The following is a 20087-nucleotide window of genomic DNA, read 5'->3' as shown; positions in this document are numbered from 1 at the left end:
GATGAATGCTCCTTAATATGCGAAGGCGGCCGTTGAAGGCCGCCAAACGTGGATGGTGGACGTCGCCTGCGATCAGTCGGTGATCTGCGCGCGATAGAAATTCTCGTAGGAACGGCTCGGGGTCGGCCCGCGCTGGCCCTGATAATGCGAGCCCGTCCCGGCGGAACCATACGGGTGTTCGGCGGGTGAACTCAGCTGGAAGAAGCACATCTGGCCGATTTTCATGCCGGGCCACAGCTTCACCGGCAGTGTGGAGACATTCGACAGTTCCAGCGTGATATGCCCTTCGAAGCCGGGATCGATGAATCCGGCGGTGGAATGCGTAAGAATGCCGAGTCTGCCCAGCGAGCTCTTGCCTTCCAAGCGCGCCGCGATGCTGGCGTCAAGCTTCACGTATTCCCAAGTGGAACCGAGCGCGAATTCGCCGGGATGCAGAATCCACGGTTCATCGGCCTTGACCTCGAACTGCTCGGTGAGTTCGCCCTGATTCTCGGCGGGGTCGACGTAAGTGTAGGCGTGATTGTTGAACAGCCGGAAGAAACGGTCGAGCCTGACGTCGATCGATGCCGGCTGCACCATTTCCGGCGTCCACGGATCCAATGAAATATGTCCTTCGGCCTGTGCGGCCAGAATGTCGTGGTCGGACAACAGCATGAGAGCTCCTCGCAAATGGAAACGATACTGACCGTCAGTCTAGTGCCTGCGCCCTATAGGCCTCAATCCACCTCAATCCACCCCAATCCGCCACGACTTTCAGGAATCTATCAGAAAACCATAGAGATAAGCACAGGAACAGGGTGTTATCTGAAAGATGTCGACAGCAATCGACCCGGCAACTCAGGTTCCGGACAATTGAATCTTCTTCTTCTCTCCTTTCTCTGTTACCCCGGTGGGCTCCTCCCCACCGGGGTTTCCTTGTTATGCGGCCGGTCGATCAGATGCCGGAATCCGCGTCCACCTGCATCACGTAGATATTGCGGCGCAGCGTCCTGGCCTGCGTTCTGGTGATGTCGCCGGCCTCAAGCATGTCCTGCACGACGCCGAGCTCGATGCCATAGCTGTCGCGCTTGAGATCGGCCGCCTGACTGGCCGCCGCCGTACTGCCTTCCATATTCGGGCGCGACTTCAGCGAAGCCTCGGCGCGTCGGTAGTCAAGGATCAGCGCGGAACAGAATTCCGTGTCATACGTATTCTTGCCCATCTCCTCGCTGAGCCGGTCGATGACATGATCGATCGCCTCGATCTGCAGTACCTGCATGTGCGCGAAGATCTGATCCTCGCTCACCAACGGCGTGGTTCGGCGAATGCGGTTATCCACGCGCTTGAGAACGTTACCCGTCTGATGTTGGAAGCGGCGGATGCGTCCGCGGATCTGCGATACGGTATGGCCTGATTCCGGATCGGCTTCGGCGTGACGCAGCGAATTCATGATCTGGTCGAGCATGCGTTCGCACGCTTCAAGATTCAGTTCCTGCACAGCCTTATTGGGATTCGGATGGGCTTTGACTTCGGCCTGCCTGTTGCGCACGAACTCCTTCTCCCAATACAGGGCCTGGAGTTTAAGCTGTTCGTAGCCGCGAAGATCGACGATGCCGGCGAGCTGCTTCAAACGGCTGATGCGCTTCGTGTACGAGTCGATGACCATGAGCACTGCGCGTCGGTTCTCCGGGGTGATGCGCGTGGTGAGTTCCTCCACCGTGCGTCTCAGCACTTCGATGGTGACTTCGCACATTTCGGACGACGTGTTCTCGGCACGGTTCGGAGCCAGCAGCGGCAGCGCGAAATTGGCCAGCAGAAGGGTCATGACGATCACGCCGGACGCGATGAAGATCAGTTCGTCACGCATGGGGAATTCGGCGCCGGCGGCGATGGTGTAGGGGATGGTGAACATCAGCGACAGGGTGATGGTTCCCTTGGGGCCGCCGAACGTCATCACCGCGGCGGAACGCCAACGGTCTGGCGACATCTTGCGTCGCTTGCCGGTCTTCGTGTCGCGTGCGATGCGCAGCATGAACGCCACCCACAGGAATCGCAGCGCGATGACCACCACGGTCACCAGCAGAATCACGCTCAACAGCAACTTGTTGCTGACGCTCGGATCCGACCAGCTGGCCGTCATCGCCCGAGGCAGCAACATGCCCAGCAGAATGAACACCGCGCCGTTCAGCGTGAACGACAGCACGCCCCACACGCTGGATGAAACGATGTTCGTGCGCGCCACGTTCGGGCCGATGCCGGTACGGTCGAACCTGACTAGCAGACCGGCGGCGACTACGGAAAGAATGCCGGACACATGGCATTCCTCGGCGCCGATGTACAGCAGAACAGGGAGGAAAAGCTCCATCAGGATGCGCGTGGTGGTGGTCTCCCAACCCAGCGAACGGACGGTTTCGAACACCCAGTTGATAATCAGTCCGACGATGAAACCGAATGCCGCGCCGCCGATGAACGAGACGATGAACCTACCTGTGGCCTCGCCTACGGCGAACTGGCCGGTTATCGCGGCGGAGATGGCGAACTGGAAGCCGACGATGCCGGAAGCGTCATTGAACAGTGACTCGCCTTTGAGCACGCTGCGTTGGCGGGTGGTCAGCGAGGCTTCCTTGCCCAAGGACGTCACCGCGACGGCATCGGTCGGGCCAAGTGCCGCGCCCAAGGCCAGACCTGCGGCCAACGGCATGGCGGGCCAGATGGAATGCAATGCGAAACCGACCGCAGCCATGGTGGCAATGGCCAGTCCGATTGCGAGCGACAAGCTGAGCTTCACTGTTCTCAACAGTTCCGATTTGTCGATGTCATGGGCTTCGAGATACAGCAGCGGTGCGATGAACAGCACCATGAACAGTTCCGGGTTCAGCTGCACATCCTGGAAGAACGGCAACTGGCTGGCGAGAGCGCCCAGCGCGATCTGCACGAGCGGCGTGGAGACTTTGGGTATGAACCGGCTGAGGAACGACGATGCCACGACGATGGCGATGATACAGAGAATAAGTTCGATGACGGCCACAAGTTTCCTTACCTTGGAGGGACGTTTTCAACAGTACCGAAGGGGCGTAAGAAAAACGTTACACGCTCTGCGCTCTAGCGCCGTTCCGTCTTCGCGATGGGCGGTATGGAAGAGGGGCGCCGGGCGCTGAGCCCGGGTAGACTGTCAGGCATGAACGATGATGAGGCGATGCGCCGCGCATTGGAATTGGCCTTGTATGCGGCGGGGCATGGGGATGTGCCGGTGGGGGCCGTGGTGCTTGATTCCCGTGGCCATATCGCAGGCGAAGGATGGAATACGCGCGAGGTCGATGGCGATCCGTTGGCCCATGCGGAGATCGCCGCCATGCGTGAGGCCGCGGCCCATGGCTGGAATCTCGCCGACTGCACGCTGGTGGTCACGCTGGAACCGTGTCCGATGTGCGCCGGAGCCTGCATACAGACGCATATCGGACGTATCGTGTTCGGAGCTTGGGATGCCAAGCTCGGCGCATGTGGTTCGGTGTGGGACATTCCCCGCGACCCACATATCGGCCATATGCCGGAGGTGTATGGCGGCGTACTCGAGGAGCAATGCGCCGAGGTGCTGCACGAGTTCTTCTCGAAGAGGCGATAGGCTCCGGCTCTGTCTGTTGTGTGATCTGCCTGTTGTGTGATCGGCTTTCGACCGGTTGCCTTATCGGATCACTTGCCGTGGTTGCCGCGCACCGTATGTGTGATGCGGTTGATGCGTGCAACCAGCTCGGCGGCGGCAGGCGTGATATTCAGCGCGGTCCAGAGGCACCGGATGCCGATGACCGTCAGATAGACGATGAACAGGTTCGTTCCCATGCGCGGGCTGATCGTACTGGCGATCAGGGTGCCCAATGGCGCGGATATCGCGGAGACGATACCGATGATCAGGCCGTCCTTGACGATGACCAGATGGCGTTTCCGATTCGCCACCGTGGCGGTGATCGAACTGGGGAACATAGCGAGCAGCGACGTGCCTCGGGCGATGAGGTCGGATGCGCCGAAGATCAGTGACAGCGCGGGGACCGCGATGGAGCCGCCGCCGATGCCGAGCAATCCGGCCAATGTGCCGATGAAGACGCCGGCCAGCACGATCGCGCATCCGGTGATCGCAGTCAGGTGGATCGTCGAATCACGTGATGGTGTGAACCATATCTGCGAAGCGATCACGAATATCAGGAACACCGCATAGAACCAGCGCAGGAACAGTTCGGAAAGCCGGGACAGCAGCCAGCTGCCGATCTGCGATCCGCACATCATGCCGATCGCCATGAGCAGCGCCGCCGCCCAATCGACGTCGCCTCCCTGCGCGTAGGAGATCACCCCCGAAACCGACGTGATGATGATCGCGCAAATGGACGTCGCCGCGGCCTGCCGCTGCGACAGGCCGATCCACACCAGTGCGGGGACGATGACGGTGCCGCCGCCGATGCCGAACATGCCGGAGAACAGTCCGGATACCAGTCCGACGATCACCATGATCGTCAGTTGTTTGCGTGCGCTGCCATGAATCGCTCTTTGGTCACGATCGGTCATTGATGTCTCTCGATCCTTCTTCCTGGGATGTGCGCGAACGCTTTGTCGCGATGCGTCCCGTCTTTGTCGCTTATGCTACATCCGCCTCGCTGCGCAATGCGGTCGTCGTGCCGCATTGCTGAACCGTCAAATAAAAAATCGTTGGAATTCCAACGATTCCTACGTTTTGCGCGCGCGGAATCGGGTTACTCGTCAAATAAACGGCGTATACGCGCGGCCGGTAGATAAGGGAAGGTAACAAGGGATCGGATTACACCCAGGCGGGAATGTACGCCATTTTCTTGCGTGGCGCATCCGGATCCACGGCCTTGATGAGGTTGGCGGCAACGCAGTCGCGGATCAAGCGGGAGATCTGCGAGGAATACGACTCACTCAGACCGAAGCGTTCGCGCAGCGAGGCATTGGTGAGATTCATACCGTCCGCGAACTGGATGCAGGCATGCCAGTAGCACGCATCCTTCCGTTCGCTGGGGCTGAGCTCGGCGTAAGGGCAGTATTGGGAAAGCCTGACCATCATGCTGGGGCTTTCCGTTGCCTTGGATTCCTGAATAACAGGTGATGGCAGATGCGCGGATTCGCAGGCGTCGATGATTTTATCCCAGCCCGATCCCGCTTCCTCGCACATATGCAGTCTGCGAGAAACGTCGGCCAGTTTGGGATTCCTGGCTTCGGGTGGATCGTTCACGAGTCGTTCGAGGCGAATCAGTGAATTTCCGGGGTTGGAGAATTCGATGCGGTTGTCGAAGACCTCGATGAGTGGTCCGCTGCCACGTGCGGTCAAATCCTGGTGGATGAGCATATTCGCCAGCAGTTCGCGTACCGCTATCTGCGGGTATGCCAGATGTGTGACGCGCAGTGCACGTCCGATGGTTTCGGTTTCCGGCAGCCAAGGCTGCAGAAAATCGACGATGGCATCCATGTCGGCATAGCCGCGCTGGTATGTCTGCGTGCGGGACGGTGAGGATTTGCGCGTCCCCTCGTATTTGATGACACGTAGCGCCTTGCGTTGGATGGTGGGGAACTGCTGCATGTTCCTAGCGAACAGTAGGGCTCCCAGATTGGTGATGGCATACTGGCCGCTGTCCAATGTCTTGACGAGGCCTTCCAGCTCGAGATAATGCACGATGGCGTTCGGGTCGGATGGCTGAGGTGTGCCGGTCTGGGCGAAATAGGCTGGCCAATCGAGCAGGGACAGCGTTTCGTCGATGGTGAGCCACTGCATGGCGATCTGTTCCTCGAAGGATTCGGATTTGGTTACTTCCCACAGCCGGCGTTCGCGTTGGGAATTCTTCTCCAGCCGTTGCGTCGATGTGCCGGAACGGATGTATTCGTCACCGTCGAAGGATACGGGATAGCCGGATGCGGGCCAGATGCGCAGGATAACCACGTGCTTGCCGTGCATATCGATGGGGATGAAACGGAATTCCGCGTTTTGGGAAAGTTTGAGCCTCAGCCATAGTTCCAACTCCTGGCCCTTATGCTTGGCGGCCAATGGATTGAACGTCGTGCCGATGATGTCATGCGTGGCATCATCCACGCCCCACAACATGTATGCATAATCCTGACCTTCCATGGCGGCGGCGTTGGACAACGCGGAGATGTCCTTGCCGATCATGAAAGCGTCATCATTCGATTCCTTGAACTCCACGGTTTGTGATTCCGTGGCGCGAGCGACGAGCTGGTTCACCAGTTGAAGCAGGTCTTCGGGCATGGCGATCCTTCCGCTGTGATGGATTCATCGATGATAATGCCTCCAGTGTACGCGCGGAACGAGCTGAATCGTCAAATACGCGTCAAATACGCGTCAAATAACCGTCAAATAAAAAATCGTTGGAATTCCAACGATTCCTACGTTTTGCGCGCGCGGAATCTGGTTACTCGTCAAATAAACGGCAAAGACGGCAAGTGAATTACTTTCCCAAAACAAGAAACACGCGGAAAGATGGCAAGGAAAGCATTCCGGCGTAGGATTGGTGACACGAAATCCCGTCGTTCCAAAAGAAGGGTGATGCAATGTCGCACATTCGCAAATTCCAAGGTAATGCCGCCGATGGCACCGCACTCACCGGCGTATACGCCGAACAGCCGGGCGCTGATGTGGCGTTCGCGCTCGTCTTCCCGGCGAATGATCTGCCGCGCTTCGTCCATTGGGGTCGTCCGCTCAGCGCACCCGAAACCGTGCTGGGCATGTATGACGCCCAGCGCCCGCAGCGCGTGTCCGGCGCCCTCGACTACACCCCGTATCCGAGCGTGCTGCCGACCCAGTCGGAATCCTGGCTGGGTGCCGAGCGCTTCGACGTGCGCCGCGACGGCAGAACGTTGTTCTGCAAGTTCGTGGTCAGCGATATCAAAGTCGAGGACGTACAGGCCGGCAACGCCTACGAGATGGGCGTGAAGGACGGCTATCCTCAGTGGTCCGTCAACGGCACCAAGACGACGCCCACCGTCGTGGTCACGGCCGAGGACGCCGAACAGGGCGTCGGCATCGTCTGGACCTGCGAGCTGGATGTCAGCGGTCTGATCAGACAGCGCGCCAAGGTCGTCAACCTCGCCGAGGGGCGGCTTGAGGTAGGCAAGGTGGAACTCGCCTACACCATCCCCGCCGATGCCACGGAAATCCTCACCACCACCGGCCATCATCTGCATGAACGTTCCCCGCAGCGTCAGCCGCTCACCGTCGGCAGGTTCGAGAAGGTCGCCATGGCCGGCCGCCCGGACTTCGACGCCACACTGCTGCTGTCCGTCGGCGAGACCGGATTCGGTTTCACCCGTGGCGATGTCTACTCCGCACATGTCGGCTGGAGCGGCAACAGCGTGCTCTCCGCGGAACGACTGCCCTACACCGCAGGCGTGCTCGGCGGCGGCGAAGTGCTGTTCGGCGGCGAAATCTGCCTCGGCAAGGGCGAAGGCTACACCACCCCGTGGCTGTATGGCTCCTATGGCGAAGGCCTCAACGAGGTCGCATCCCGATTCCACGCCTATATCCGCAACGCGCATCGCGATTGGCGTGCGGAGCATAACATCGCCGCGAAGCCGCGTCCGGTGATCCTGAACACGTGGGAGGCCGTCTACTTCAACCATGACTACGACACCCTCACCGCGCTTGCGGACAAGGCCGCGGAAAGCGGTGTGGAGCGTTTCGTGGTGGATGACGGCTGGTTCGGTTCCCGCCGCGACGACACCTCCGGTCTGGGCGATTGGGAGGTCTCCCAGGAAGTGTGGCCCGACGGCCCGAAGTCGCTCAAGGCGCTTGCCGAGTACGTGCACGGCAAGGGTATGGAATTCGGTCTGTGGTTCGAACCTGAAATGGTCAATCCTGATTCCGACATGTTCCGCAAGCATCCCGATTGGGTCATGAAGCCCACCGCGAACCGCTTGCCGATGCAGGGACGCACCCAGCAGGTCGTGGACCTGGCCAATCCGGATGCCTTCGAATACGTCTACGGCGCCATGGACAAGCTTGTCGGCGATCTCGGCATCGACTACATCAAGTGGGATCACAACAAGCTCGTCACCGAAGAGGTCTCCCCTCTTACCGGTCGTCCCGCGGCGCACGCGCAGACCCTTGCCGTGTACCGGATCTTCCATGATCTCAAGGCCGCGCATCCCGGTCTGGAAATCGAAAGCTGCTCCTCCGGCGGCGGCCGTATCGACGTAGGCATTCTTGAGCTTGCCGATCGCGTGTGGGTGTCCGATTGCGTCGATCCGGTCGAACGTGCCGACATCCAGCGGTACACGTCGCTGCTGGTCCCGCCCGAGATGATGGGCGAGCATGTCGGCGACAGCCCGGCGCATTCCACCCATCGCGCCACTTCGCAGGAGATGCGCATGGCCATGACGTTCTTCGGCCATATGGGCATCGAATGGAATCTGCTGAAGCAGCCGCAGGAGGATATCGACAAGCTGCACGAGTGGGTGACCGAGTTCAAGAAGCATCGCGAATGGTTCGCCGTCGACACGGTGGTGCATTCCGACGCCGCGGATCCCTCGGTACGTGTGGACGGTTGCGTCATGCCCGACAAGGCCGCCGCCATCTACCGTTTCACTCAGCTGACCACCTCGCAGACCTATCCCGTGTCCCCGGTACGTCTGCCCGGCCTTGATCCGGACAAGGTGTATGAGGTGTCGCCGCTTGATGTGAGCCTCGACCTGGCTGGCCAGGATATCGGCAACGGTCAGAGCCCGTTGGGTTGGTGGACCGCCGAAGGCGTGAAGATGACCGGTCGTGCGCTTGCCACGTACGGCATCCGCCCGCCGGCATTGCATCCGGCTCAGGCCGTCCTGTTCAAGGTGGTCGCGATCTGACTCGCGTCACGTGGTCCGCATCGTTCGGCCGGTGGTGCCTGATGCGGGACTGACCGGCATCGGTGAATAGCGGGCGTGTGCACATCCATCGTGCGCACGCCCGCTTCGTTGTTGCAGTTGTTGCAATGCCTCGAATCGTTATCCGATATGGTTCACGATCGCACGTGCCGCCGCCGCTTTCGCCCACAGCGACCAATCGTGGTCGAGGATCTCGAATCGCACCGGCGAGGCCTGGTTGTGCCGGTACATCTTGATGCCGTCGCGTAGTGCGCTGATGCCACGTTGCGCGATGAACGCCGACTCCCCCGCGATCATGATCTTCGCGGGCATCGCGATGTTGGAGATGACCGCGATGAGCGTCCCCAACCTGAAGCAGGTGCGATCCACGAGTTTCGTCGCCTGCGGTACGCCGTCGTATGCGTCCCGTTCGAAATCGTCGAACGAGACCGCACGACCGATCATCTGGGAGTATTCGTCCGCGATGGAGTCGTTGGTCAGGCATTGCGAGCATCCCCGGTGACCGGATGCGCAGACGGGCCCGTTCGGATCCAGTGGGATGTGTCCCACCAGACCATAGCTTTTATCCGCGCATTCGACGAGCCTGCCGTGCGTCGCCAGCGAATAACCCACGCCTGCGCCTATGGTCAGTGCGGCGAAGCTGTCCAGACCCACGCCGGGGCCGAACCAGCACGCATCCACCAGTAGCGAATCGATGTCGTTGTAGATGCCGGTGGGCAGTCCGGTGGCGATTTCGACCATATGCGAGAGGTCCACGTCGTTCTCCCACATGAGGAACGGCGCGAACGTGACCGTGGTGTCGTGTTCCACGTGCCCGCCGATGGAAATGCCGACGGCGCATGGGTTGGGCAGTCCGTTCGTCACGGCTTCGAGCGAACAGTCTCGGATCAGTTCGGTGAGTACGCTGACCACCGATTCCGGCGAGGTGTCTTCGATCGGTTGCTCGTGGCATCCGGTGACGATGTGGTTTTCCGCGTCGGTGACGACGGCAGTGGCCAAGGTGCTGTTGATTTTGATGCCTATGAAGGTTTTCGCTCTGGCGTTCAGTTTGAGTCCGGTCTGTGGTCTGCCACGTCGTTCCGTGGCGGTTTTGCCGGCGGGTGTTCCGAGGCGTTTAGTTCCAAGGCGTTTGGGTGTTGCGTCGTTCGGATCCGCTTCGATGATCACACCTGCATGGATGAGGTCGCTGGTGATGCGCGATACCGCGCCTTGGGACAGGCCGAGGGCCTGCGATATCGCGATGCGTGATATCGGCCCGTACTTCGTGATGCAGGCCGCCACCTGATGCGTGTATTCGGATCCCTCGAACCATTGAGGGATGGGATGTGTCGCCATAGACTACTCTTTCCTATTTCTATCCTCGGGTAACTAATTATTGGCATCAGAGTTGACAATCAGAGTTGACGGGATGCGCCGGCATGCTCGAAACCGGGTTTCGGAGGCTCCCGTTTGGCCGCGCCGCATCGTCGGAACCCTACTGGCGTCGCGCTCTGACGGGTCCTCGCATCGCGCACCCCCGTACCATCCCCCGTTGCGTTCGAGAATCGTTTTTTAGGCAAACCTTGTATAATGTTGAACACAACAGGGTTGCAACTCTATAGGCAAGATCTGGGTCGTCGTTTGTCGCGCCGGCCCGGGTCTTTTTCATATTTCGGCAAAGACGCCATGAGAGAAAGGATTGGATATGGCTACGAAAAGCGGCTCTTCATCGGCAAGGGCCACTACGGCGGCGCGACGGCCATCGCGTGATGTCGGCGGGAATGACGTCGGTGGGGGCACCCCGCACGTTCCCCGTTGAACAACGCCTTCGTTTTCGTGTTCGGCGCATTGGGAGGTATGCTGTTCGGTTTCGACACCGGCATCATCTCCGATGTGTCTCCCGCTGGTCGAGGAGGAATTCCGGCTGAACGTCGCCCAAACGGGCTTCATCACATCATCGGTGCTCAGCGGCTCCTGCATCGGCGCGTTGTCGATCGGTTCGCTTTCCGACCGGTTTGGACGTAAGAAGCTGCTCATCGTCTCCGCGATCCTGTTCCTGCTGGGATCCGGCCTGTGCGCGGCCGCCACGGGCTTCACGATGATGGTTATCGCCCGCATCATCCTCGGCCTGGCGGTCGGTGCCGCGTCCGCGCTGACCCCGGCGTATCTTGCGGAACTCGCGCCGAAGGAACGTCGAGGATCACTGTCCACATTGTTCCAGCTCATGATCACCTTCGGTATCCTGCTGGCCTACGCGTCCAACCTCGGTTTCCTCGGTCATAACATCGCCGGCATCCGCGATTGGCGATGGATGCTCGGCTCGGCGCTGATTCCTTCGGCGCTGCTGTTGATCGGCGGTCTGTTGCTTCCCGAATCCCCGCGTTACCTGATCAGCAAGGGTGATGATCGCAACGCGCTTAAGGTGCTCACGCTGATCCGCAAGGATGTCGATCAGGCGCAGGTGAAGCTCGAGCTCGACGAGATCAAGGAAGTCGCTTCGCATGGTTCCAAGGGTGGTGTGGGCGAATTGTTCCGCATCGCGCGTCCGGCGCTGATCGCCGCGGTCGGTCTGATGCTTTTTCAGCAGCTGGTTGGTATCAATTCGGTGATCTACTTCCTGCCGCAGGTGTTCATCAAGGGCTTCCACTTCCCCGAAAGCAATGCCATCTGGGTGTCCGTGGGCATCGGCGTCGTGAATTTCGGCGCGACCATCGTCGCCACGCTCATCATGGACAAGTTCCCGCGCAAGAAGCTTCTGACGTTCGGCTCGGTGGTGATGGCCGTATCGTTGGCCGCGATGACCGCGCTGAACTACATGGGCGATGTCTCGAAGCTCGCCGTGCCCACCATGGTGCTGATCGGCGTCTATATCCTCGGTTTCGCCACATCCTGGAGACCGATCGCCTGGGTCATGATCGGCGAGATCTTCCCGCTGTCCGTGCGCGGCATCGGCACGTCCTTCGGTTCCGCGGCCAACTGGCTGGGCAACTTCATCGTTTCCCAGTTCTTCCTGGCGCTGCTGTCGATGTTCCATAACAACGTAGGCGGTCCGTTCGCGGTGTTCGCGGTGTTCGCGGTCCTGTCCATCCCGTTCGTGGCATATTTCGTGCCGGAGACCAAGGGCAAGTCCTTGGAGGAAATCGAACGGTCCATGGTCAAGCGGTAGTCGGTTTTGTAGGTTTTCGACCCGCTGGCCTGCGGGTGCCCGTCGACGGTGTGCGCGTCGGCGGGCACCATTTTCTTTCTCGGAATAAGAAAAACGTCGTTATTTTGTTGCGACACGAGCCGACAAACAAAGACTGGGAATAAAAAATGAACTCGGTTAATCTGAAACCATCGGTTGCGGCAGAGAGGCCGTACCCAAGGAAGGGAAAGGGTTGATTATGAGAGTGAAATCTCGTATAAACCATGGAAATTGGCGTCGTGTGATTCGTCGCACGGCGACGGCCGTCTGCGTGACGGCGATGGGATTGGGGATGGCCGGTTGCGGCACATCCAATGCGGGCACGGTGACGTTGGATTTCTTCCAGTACAAAGCCGAAGCCGCTGATTGGTTCACGGCAAAGGCCCGTGAATTCGAGAAAACACATCCCAACATCAAGATCAATGTCAACAATTCATCCGATGCGACCACCGATCTGCGGACCCGTCTGGTGAAAAGCCGTGAACCTGACATCATCACGATCAACGGTGACATTAATTTCGGCATGCTGGCCGAAGCGGGCGTATTCCATGACTTCACCGACGACAAGATCGTGGATGAGCTTAATCCGGGCATGGTGAAGATCGCCAAGAGCCTGGTGCAGACCACCGATCAGTCGAAGAAGCGGCTGTACACGATTCCCTACGCGGGCAACGCGAGCGGTTACATCATCAACGCCGACGTGTGGAAGGCGGCCGGTGAAGATCCGAACAATCCGCCGAAGACCTGGGATGAGTTCATCTCGCTGCTCAAGCGGTTCAAGGCCAAGGGCGTCGTGCCGATCGAGGCCAGCACCGGCGACCCGTGGACTATCCAGGCGCCGCTGTCGTCGCTGAACTCCACGCTGGTTCCTGAAAGCGAATACTCGTATCTCAAGGATGGCACGAAGACGTTCAGCGACCTGTGGGATCCGGTCAGCGACAAGTTGGTCGAAATCTACCAGAACTACACGCAGAAAAATCCCGCGGTCACCTATCAGCAGGCGACCCAGGACATCGCCGCGGGCAAGGCCGCCATTCTGCCGCTGGGCACCTACGCCATCCCGCAGATTCGTCTCATCAACAAGAACGCCAACCTGCGGTTCGCGCAAATGCCGGCCACGAACAACGCCAAGGAGCAGCAGCTCACCGCTGGCGATGACGTGATGCTGACCATGGGTGCGCACACCAAGCACGAGAAGGAAGCGCGTGAATTCGTCGACTTCCTGATGAGCGATGAGAACGTCAAGGATTACTCCAAGCAGCAGTCAGCATTCTCCCCGTATAAGAACACGTATGTCGGCGACGAGGCGCTCAACGGCGTGCTGTCGTTCTACAAGGCGGGCAAGCTCACCGATTTCTGCGACCATTACGTTCCGGCCAGCATCAACATCGCCGGATTCCTGCAGACGCTGATCCAGACGGGCAATAAGACCAAGTTCCTGAACAGCATGCAGAGCGAATACGACAAGATCGAAGCCAGGAACTTCAGATGAGGGGAGGGAATGATATGACTGGCAAAGCGACATCGGCAGCGAAGCCGAAGAAAGTGTCCAAGTTCTCAAAGCGCAAGGTGGATCCGGCCTTCTATTGGATGACGGTTCCCGCGGCGATTCTGGTGGCGGCGTTCCTGTACTGGCCGTTCCTTCAGGGTGCCGCATACTCGTTCACCAATTCCCAAGGCTATGGTGATTTCAAGTTCATCGGCTTCAAGAACTACATCGCCATGTTCCAGGATGCACGCGTGGGGCATGCCTACGTGTTCACCATCTTCATCGCGATCCTGATCACGCTCGGCACGAACCTCATCGGCATGTTCCTCGCGGTGCTGCTGAACTCCAAGATCGCCTTCAAGAACGGGTTCCGCGCGATCTTCTTCATCCCGTACACCCTGTCCGTGCTGGTCATCGGCTATGTGTTCAAGTACATCTTCATGACGCCGTTGCCCGCGCTCGGTCAGGCGTTGCATATCGACTGGCTGTCCACGTCGATGATCTCCGATCCGAATCTCGCCTGGTTCCCGATTGTGTTCCTGTCCATCTGGCAGGGCGTGGCGTACTCCACGCTGCTGTATCTGGCCGGCCTGCAGACCATCGATAACGAGATCTACGAGGCCGCGGCCATCGACGGCGTGAGCCCCTGGCAGAACTTCTGGCAGATCACCTTCCCGCTGATCGGACCCTTCGTGACGATCAACATGGTGCTCAGCCTGAAGAACTCCCTCGGTGCGTTCGATCAGGTCATGGCATTGACCAAGGGTGGCCCGGATTCCAAGACCGAAACCGTGTCCTACCTGATTTTCCAGAACGGTCTGGGCAACGGCGAGTACTCCTACCAGATGGCGAATGCGGTCACGTTCTTCATCGTGCTGGCGGTTCTTGCGTTCGTGCAGCTGAAGTTCTTCAGCGGCAAGGAAAAGGTCTGAAAGGAAGAGGCGATTATCATGACTTCCGCAAATGCTTCGATTGCAACCAAGGGTTCCACGAACACCACCAAGTACCGCAAGGATCGCAACATCAACTGGTGGCTTACCGCGGCCGTGGCGGTGCTCAGCCTCACCGTGCTGGTGCCGTTGTATTTCACCGTCGTCACCGCGCTGAAAACCCCCGGCGAGGCGGGCACCTTCACCCTGCCCACCACGTGGGAATGGCATAATTTCGTCGATGCGTGGAACAAGGTCAACTATCCGAAGGCCGCGCTCAACTCCGCCATCATCACCGTGTGCGCCGTGGTGCTCACCCTGCTGACGAACACCTTCGTGGCCTACGCCGTCGCAAGGAATATGGATAAGCGGTTCTTCCGCTTCCTGTATTACTTCTTCCTCGCCATGATGTTCGTGCCGTTCACCGTGATCATGCTGCCGATCGCCAAGGAGATGGGATCGCTGCATCTCGACAACCAGCTTGGTCTGATCATCCTGTACACGATTCTCGGCATCGGTTCCAACCTGTTCATCGCCATCGGTTTCATCCGTTCGATACCGGTGTCGCTGGAAGAGGCCGCACGTATTGATGGCGCTTCGACCTGGCGCATCTTCTGGACGGTGATCTTCCCGCTGATGGGACCCATCAACGCCACGATTGCCATCCTGACCGCGCTGTGGGCGTGGAATGACTTCCTGCTGCCGTTGATCACCCTGACCGATCAGAGCAATCAGACCATTCCGTTGGCGCAGTACGTGTTCCAGAGCCAGTTCACCTCGAACTATCCGATGGCCTTCGCCTCCTACCTGATGGCCATGGCTCCGGTCCTCATCGTCTACGTCTTCGCCCAAAAATGGGTCGTCGGAGGGGTCATGCGCGGAGCCGTTAAGTGAACAGTCCAGTGGACTGTTCATAGGCTCCGCCTGAGCGAGGCGGTAGCCGAGCGAATCAACCGTTTCGCACCCCACCCCCAACCCTCGGTCGGCGGAATCCACTTGTCGGATTCCGCCGACCGTTTTCGCCGCTGAGATGGCCACGTCACACGGTTAATGGTGGGGGTCCTGTCTACGATGGGAACGGTAACAACAGACATGAAAATGACAAGCAAAGGAGCTTAACGATGACATCGTTCAATTGTCCGCAATTGCCGGATACTGTGCGTACCAACGGTGCCACTCCCAACCCGTGGTGGTCGAACGCCGTGGTCTATCAGATTTATCCGCGTTCGTTCCAGGACACCAATGGCGACGGCATCGGCGATTTGAAGGGTATCACCAGCAGACTTGACTATCTTGCCGATCTTGGCGTGGACGTGCTGTGGCTGTCCCCCGTGTACAAGTCCCCGCAGGACGATAACGGTTATGATATTTCCGATTATCAGAGCATCGATCCGCTGTTCGGCACGCTTGAGGATATGGATGAGCTGCTTGCCGAAGCGCATAAGCGTGGCCTCAAGGTCGTGATGGATCTGGTCGTCAACCACACTTCCGACGAGCATGCCTGGTTCCAGGCGTCCCGCGACAAGGATGATCCGCATGCGGACTGGTATTGGTGGCGTCCCGCCAAGCCGGGCCACGAGCCGGGCACGCCGGGTGCGGAACCGAACCAGTGGGGTTCCTATTTCGGTGGCTCTGCTTGGGAATACGATCCGAAGCGCGGCGAATACTTCTTCCACCAGTATTCCAAGAAGCAGCCTGACCTCAACTGGGAGAATCCCGAGGTGCGCAAGGCCGTGTACAAGATGATGAACTGGTGGATGGATCGCGGTATCGACGGTTTCCGCATGGATGTGATCACCCAGATCTCCAAGGTCGTGGACGCCAATGGCAAGCTGCCCGGCGAGGACGGCAGCCTGATCGCCGATGATCCGGTCGGTCCGGAAGGCTATTCGAGCCCGTTCCCCTTCTGTTCCGACGGCCCGCGCGTCGACGAGTTCCTTGCGGAAATGCGTCGTGAGGTTTTCGAAGGCCGCGAAGGCTTCATGAATGTGGGCGAGGCGCCCGGCGTCACGCCCGAACGCAACGAGCACATCACCGATCCGGCCAATGGCGAGCTGGACATGATGTTCCAGTTCAACCATGTCGGCATCGACCAGTCCGGTTCGAAGTGGGACACCGTGCCGTTCAAGGTGACGAACCTGCGCCGTGAACTGGCCGAACAGCAGGAGGCCGTGGCCAATGTGGGCTGGGCCAGCCTCTTCTTCTGCAACCATGATCAGCCTCGTGTCGTGTCCCGTTGGGGCGACGACTCCACGGAAGAATCCCGCGCAGCCTCGGCGAAGGCGTTCGCCTTGCTGCTGCACATGCATCGCGGCACGCCGTACGTGTATCAGGGTGAGGAACTGGGCATGACCAACGCCCATTTCACCAAGCTGGATCAGTATCGTGACCTGGAGGCGCTGAATGCGTACCGTCAGCGCGTCGAGGAAGCCAAGGTCCAGTCCCCCGAATCCATGATGGACGCTCTTGCGCTTATCGGCCGTGACAACGCGCGAACCCCCATGCAGTGGGATGATTCTACGTTCGCCGGTTTCACCGCCGAGGATGCCCCCACCGAGCCGTGGGTCAGCGTGAATCCGAATCATACCGAGGTGAACGCCGCCCGTCAGGTCGACGATCCGGAGTCCGTGTTCGCTTTCTATCAGCGTCTGATCGCGTTGCGTCACAACAATCCTGTTGTTGCGGCGGGTACGTGGAAGCCGGTGGATGCCGGCGATGAGCATGTGTACGCGTTCACTCGTGAACTGAACGGCACCACGTTGCTCACCATGGTCAACCTGTCGGGCGATCGTGTGGCTGTGCCTGCCGAAAGTGCCGCATTGGTGGCTTCTGGCGTCTCCGAGCCTCAGATCGTCATTTCCACCCGTGGCGCGAGCCATGCGGTCGTCTCTCTGGCGAACGGCGAGCTGAGTGCGTGGGAAGGCGTCGTCGTCGAGCTGTGACGTCGTTGTGACGGGCCCGCAGGAGCTCTCCCTGAGGATTGCCTGCGGGAATGGCTGTACCAGCCTGTATGCGCCCGGAATGAGGGAATACGTCCCATCGTATCCCCCTCGTTCCGGGCGTTTCGTTTCCTTCGTCGGGTGAGAAGCGGTTTGCCCAATGACAGGAGCGACTCCTACAATGCCGGTTATGGAACAAAAGGACGTACTGAAAGCGCTGCAGCGTGACCATGCAGCCGAGCTGAAACTCGCAGCGAAGCGTTTGGAAGGCACCGCACGCCATACCACAATCATCCCCTCCCCCGTACTGAGTGAAATGACGGGGCATGAGATTCTTCTGAAGCCTGAGAACCTGCAGGTTACCGGCTCGTTCAAGATTCGTGGCGCATACAACAAGATCGCCTCTCTGAGCGAAGAGGAGCTTTCCCACGGCATCGTCACCGCATCTGCGGGCAATCACGCGCAGGGCGTGGCGTACGCGGCCCGTGAACGCGGTGCGAAGGCCACGATTTGCATGCCGACCATCACTCCCCCGCTGAAGGTGGATGCCACCAAGGCGTACGGTGCCGACGTCGTGCTGTATGGCGACGTGTTCGATGAATCCGCGGCACACGCGGCCGAACTCGCCGAAAGAGACGGCATGATCTACGTTCCGCCGTTCGACGATTACGAGGTGCTGTGCGGTCAGGGAACCATCGGTCTGGAAATCCTTGAGGATGTCCCCAACGTCACCGATGTCGTCGTTCCGCTGGGTGGCGGTGGCCTTGGCGCCGGCGTCGCTCTGGCCATCAAGACCTTCAAGCCGGAAGTGCGCGTGATCGGCGCCATTCCGGAGGGCTCCCCCGCATTCAAGAACTCGTTCGCGGCCGGCCATGTCGTTCCCGCCGATCAGGTGGTCACGTCGGCCGAAGGCGTCGCCGTCAAGCATCCCGGCGATCTCACCTTCGCCCTGCTCAACGAATTCCTCGACGATCTGGTGACCGTCAGCGAACGCGACATCAACGAGATGATCCTGCTGATGCTCGAAAAGCACAAGCTCGTGGTCGAAGCCGCGGGCGCCGTATCCCTGGCCGCTTTGGAGCATCTCAATCTGCGCTCCCACAAGTTCGCTTCCGCGCCCGGCCCGCATGTGGTGGTTCCGATCATGTCCGGCGGCAATATCGACACCGTCACCATCGGTGCCGTGATCCAGAAGGGTATGATCGCCCGCGGTCGCATCATGAATTTCGAGGTCGAACTGCCGGATACTCCGGGCCAGCTGGTGAAGGTCGCTTCGCTGCTCGCACGCGAACGCGCCAATGTCATCGCGCTGGATCACGACCAGTTCAAGGCTTCCGGCCACTACACCAACGCGGTGTCGCTTGGCGTGACCGTGGAGACCAATGGTCCAGATCATATCGAGCGCATTCTTGCCGCGCTGAAGGCTGAAGGTTTCCAGCCCAAGCGCATTTACTGATTGCCGATTTCCGAAGCATCAACAAGGGCCACGATTCGTATTCGCGAATCGTGGCCCTTGCCATAGGTTATGCGTTGTGTCGTATCCCCGAGACGACGGTTCAGGCGTTCGCGGCGATGGTCTCGTCCACCAGCTCGGGCAATGCGACGGCGATGTCGTCGTGGATCAGCCTTGTTGCCAGACGGTCGTATTGTGTGCGTCCCATATTCATGATGGTGATCGGCACGCCGGCTTGTGCCGCGACCGGCACGATGCTCGCCGCCGGCATCACTTCCAGCGTCGACCCGATGACCCACAGTTCGTCCGCCTGCGTGGCCAGACGGTACGACTTCTCCATCGCGCCATCCGGCAGCGCTTCACCGAAATACACCACGTCGGTTTTGATCAGACCGTTGCATGGCATATCGCCGCTGTACGGCAGTTTGCGGTGGCAATGCGGATCCGGTTCCTCGTCCAGCCGGTCCATGATGTCGCTCGTGTCGTATTTCTGATGGCATTTCATGCAATGCGAGGTGCCGATGGTGCCGTGCAGATTCACGATGATGCTGGGGCTGTTGCCGGCTTTCTCATGCAGTGCGTCGAAGTTCTGCGTGGCCAGCAATGTCAGCATGCCTGCCTGTTCGAGCTTGACCAGCGCCTTATGGGCCGTGCCGGGTTGCGCGTTCCATACCGGCGACTCTTTCTGCCAACGCCAGGAATATTCGCGATCTTCCTCATTGGCCATGAAGGCGTCGATGTCATAGACGTTCATTTGTTCGGGGTGTTTGGTCCAGACGCCGTCCGGGCCGCGGAAATCCGGAATGCCGGCTGAGGTGGAGATGCCAGCGCCTGTTAATACTGCGATTTTCTTCGTCATGGCTCTCACCCTACGCCTCATTGATGTGTGTGATGTGTGCGATTACGAAAGGTGGCCGTGTGACACGCCGTGTTTTTCGGGTTTGTTTTCCGTTTGTTCGTGGTGCTGTCCGTGTGTTTCGTCCCGGTTCCCGGGGTTTCGGGCTTGTTTTCGACACGCCGGTGGATGTGTTTGTTTGCAGGGGTTTTGGGGTGTTCGTGTGGGGGTGGGTTTGCGTGGGTTCGGGTTTTGGTGTAGGTTTTTCTCTTGCTGCTCGGCGCGGCACGGTTCCCCTCCTTGAGGGTGGATGGTTCCGGGTCGGTGCGGTGGTGGTTTGAGAACTCAAGAGCGTGTTTTGTACTACTTCTTTATAGTCAAATGATTGCCAGTCCGTCCACGGCCCGCGCGCTTTCGGCGTGT

General features: G+C 59.4%; 13 protein-coding genes and 1 pseudogene. 8 read left to right on the top strand and 6 right to left on the bottom strand.

Features of this window, described 5'->3' with window-relative positions:
* Positions 1 to 72: 72 nt before the first annotated feature.
* On the bottom strand, positions 73 to 654 hold the full coding sequence (dcd, locus tag BUB29_RS07525; RefSeq protein ID WP_033522392.1) for a dCTP deaminase: 582 nt from the start codon (positions 652 to 654) through the stop codon (positions 73 to 75).
* Between the two features lie 280 nt (positions 655 to 934).
* A complete protein-coding gene (locus tag BUB29_RS07520) occupies positions 935 to 3007 on the bottom strand; it encodes a cation:proton antiporter (RefSeq protein ID WP_033522390.1) in 2073 nt (690 codons plus the stop codon).
* Positions 3008 to 3157: 150 nt separating this feature from the next.
* Here BUB29_RS07520 and BUB29_RS07515 point away from each other — a divergent pair, with 150 nt between their 5' ends.
* Positions 3158 to 3601: a nucleoside deaminase gene (locus BUB29_RS07515; protein WP_033522388.1), complete on the top strand. Its 444-nt coding sequence runs from the start codon at positions 3158 to 3160 to the stop codon at positions 3599 to 3601.
* A 68-nt stretch (positions 3602 to 3669) separates the two neighbouring features.
* Here BUB29_RS07515 and BUB29_RS07510 read toward each other — a convergent pair whose 3' ends face one another.
* Together BUB29_RS07510 and BUB29_RS07505 are read right to left on the bottom strand one after the other, a co-directional pair.
* On the bottom strand, positions 3670 to 4533 hold the full coding sequence (locus BUB29_RS07510) for a sulfite exporter TauE/SafE family protein (protein ID WP_033522386.1): 864 nt from the start codon (positions 4531 to 4533) through the stop codon (positions 3670 to 3672).
* 250 nt (positions 4534 to 4783) lie between these two features.
* Positions 4784 to 6244 carry an ATP-binding protein gene (locus BUB29_RS07505; protein WP_033522384.1) on the bottom strand — a complete coding sequence of 487 codons (1461 nt, stop codon included), beginning with the start codon at positions 6242 to 6244 and terminating at the stop codon, positions 4784 to 4786.
* Between the two features lie 302 nt (positions 6245 to 6546).
* On the opposite strand from BUB29_RS07505, the gene BUB29_RS07500 reads away from it, so the two are divergent.
* Positions 6547 to 8838 (top strand): alpha-galactosidase, encoded by a 2292-nt coding sequence (locus BUB29_RS07500; RefSeq protein ID WP_033522382.1) that lies wholly within the window; start codon positions 6547 to 6549, stop codon positions 8836 to 8838.
* A 138-nt stretch (positions 8839 to 8976) separates the two neighbouring features.
* Here BUB29_RS07500 and BUB29_RS07495 read toward each other — a convergent pair whose 3' ends face one another.
* Positions 8977 to 10191 (bottom strand): ROK family transcriptional regulator, encoded by a 1215-nt coding sequence (locus BUB29_RS07495; protein ID WP_033522380.1) that lies wholly within the window; start codon positions 10189 to 10191, stop codon positions 8977 to 8979.
* Positions 10192 to 10629: 438 nt separating this feature from the next.
* Between BUB29_RS07495 and BUB29_RS07490 the strand changes: the two are divergent.
* From BUB29_RS07490 to ilvA, 6 genes and pseudogenes are all read left to right on the top strand, one after another.
* Positions 10630 to 12001 (top strand): annotated as a pseudogene (locus BUB29_RS07490) (sugar porter family MFS transporter); the annotation flags it as partial.
* A 217-nt stretch (positions 12002 to 12218) separates the two neighbouring features.
* A complete protein-coding gene (locus BUB29_RS07485) occupies positions 12219 to 13511 on the top strand; it encodes an ABC transporter substrate-binding protein (RefSeq protein WP_033522376.1) in 1293 nt (430 codons plus the stop codon).
* A gap of 14 nt (positions 13512 to 13525) precedes the next feature.
* Entirely contained in the window at positions 13526 to 14440 is a 915-nt protein-coding gene (locus tag BUB29_RS07480; RefSeq protein ID WP_033522374.1) for a carbohydrate ABC transporter permease, read from the top strand.
* An 18-nt stretch (positions 14441 to 14458) separates the two neighbouring features.
* Complete coding sequence (locus BUB29_RS07475; RefSeq protein WP_033522372.1) at positions 14459 to 15331, top strand: carbohydrate ABC transporter permease; 873 nt, start codon at positions 14459 to 14461, stop codon at positions 15329 to 15331.
* 227 nt (positions 15332 to 15558) lie between these two features.
* Complete coding sequence (locus BUB29_RS07470; RefSeq protein ID WP_033522370.1) at positions 15559 to 17379, top strand: alpha-glucosidase; 1821 nt, start codon at positions 15559 to 15561, stop codon at positions 17377 to 17379.
* 187 nt (positions 17380 to 17566) lie between these two features.
* A complete protein-coding gene (ilvA, locus tag BUB29_RS07465) occupies positions 17567 to 18832 on the top strand; it encodes a threonine ammonia-lyase (protein WP_033522367.1) in 1266 nt (421 codons plus the stop codon).
* Between the two features lie 100 nt (positions 18833 to 18932).
* Here ilvA and BUB29_RS07460 read toward each other — a convergent pair whose 3' ends face one another.
* Entirely contained in the window at positions 18933 to 19688 is a 756-nt protein-coding gene (locus BUB29_RS07460) for a Sir2 family NAD-dependent protein deacetylase (protein WP_033522365.1), read from the bottom strand.
* Positions 19689 to 20087: the final 399 nt, after the last annotated feature.

This window comes from Bifidobacterium merycicum DSM 6492 (assembly GCF_900129045.1).
Classification (GTDB): domain Bacteria; phylum Actinomycetota; class Actinomycetes; order Actinomycetales; family Bifidobacteriaceae; genus Bifidobacterium; species Bifidobacterium merycicum.
The sequence above is the reverse complement of the archived record's forward strand: the minus strand, read 5'-3'. Positions and strand labels throughout refer to the sequence as shown.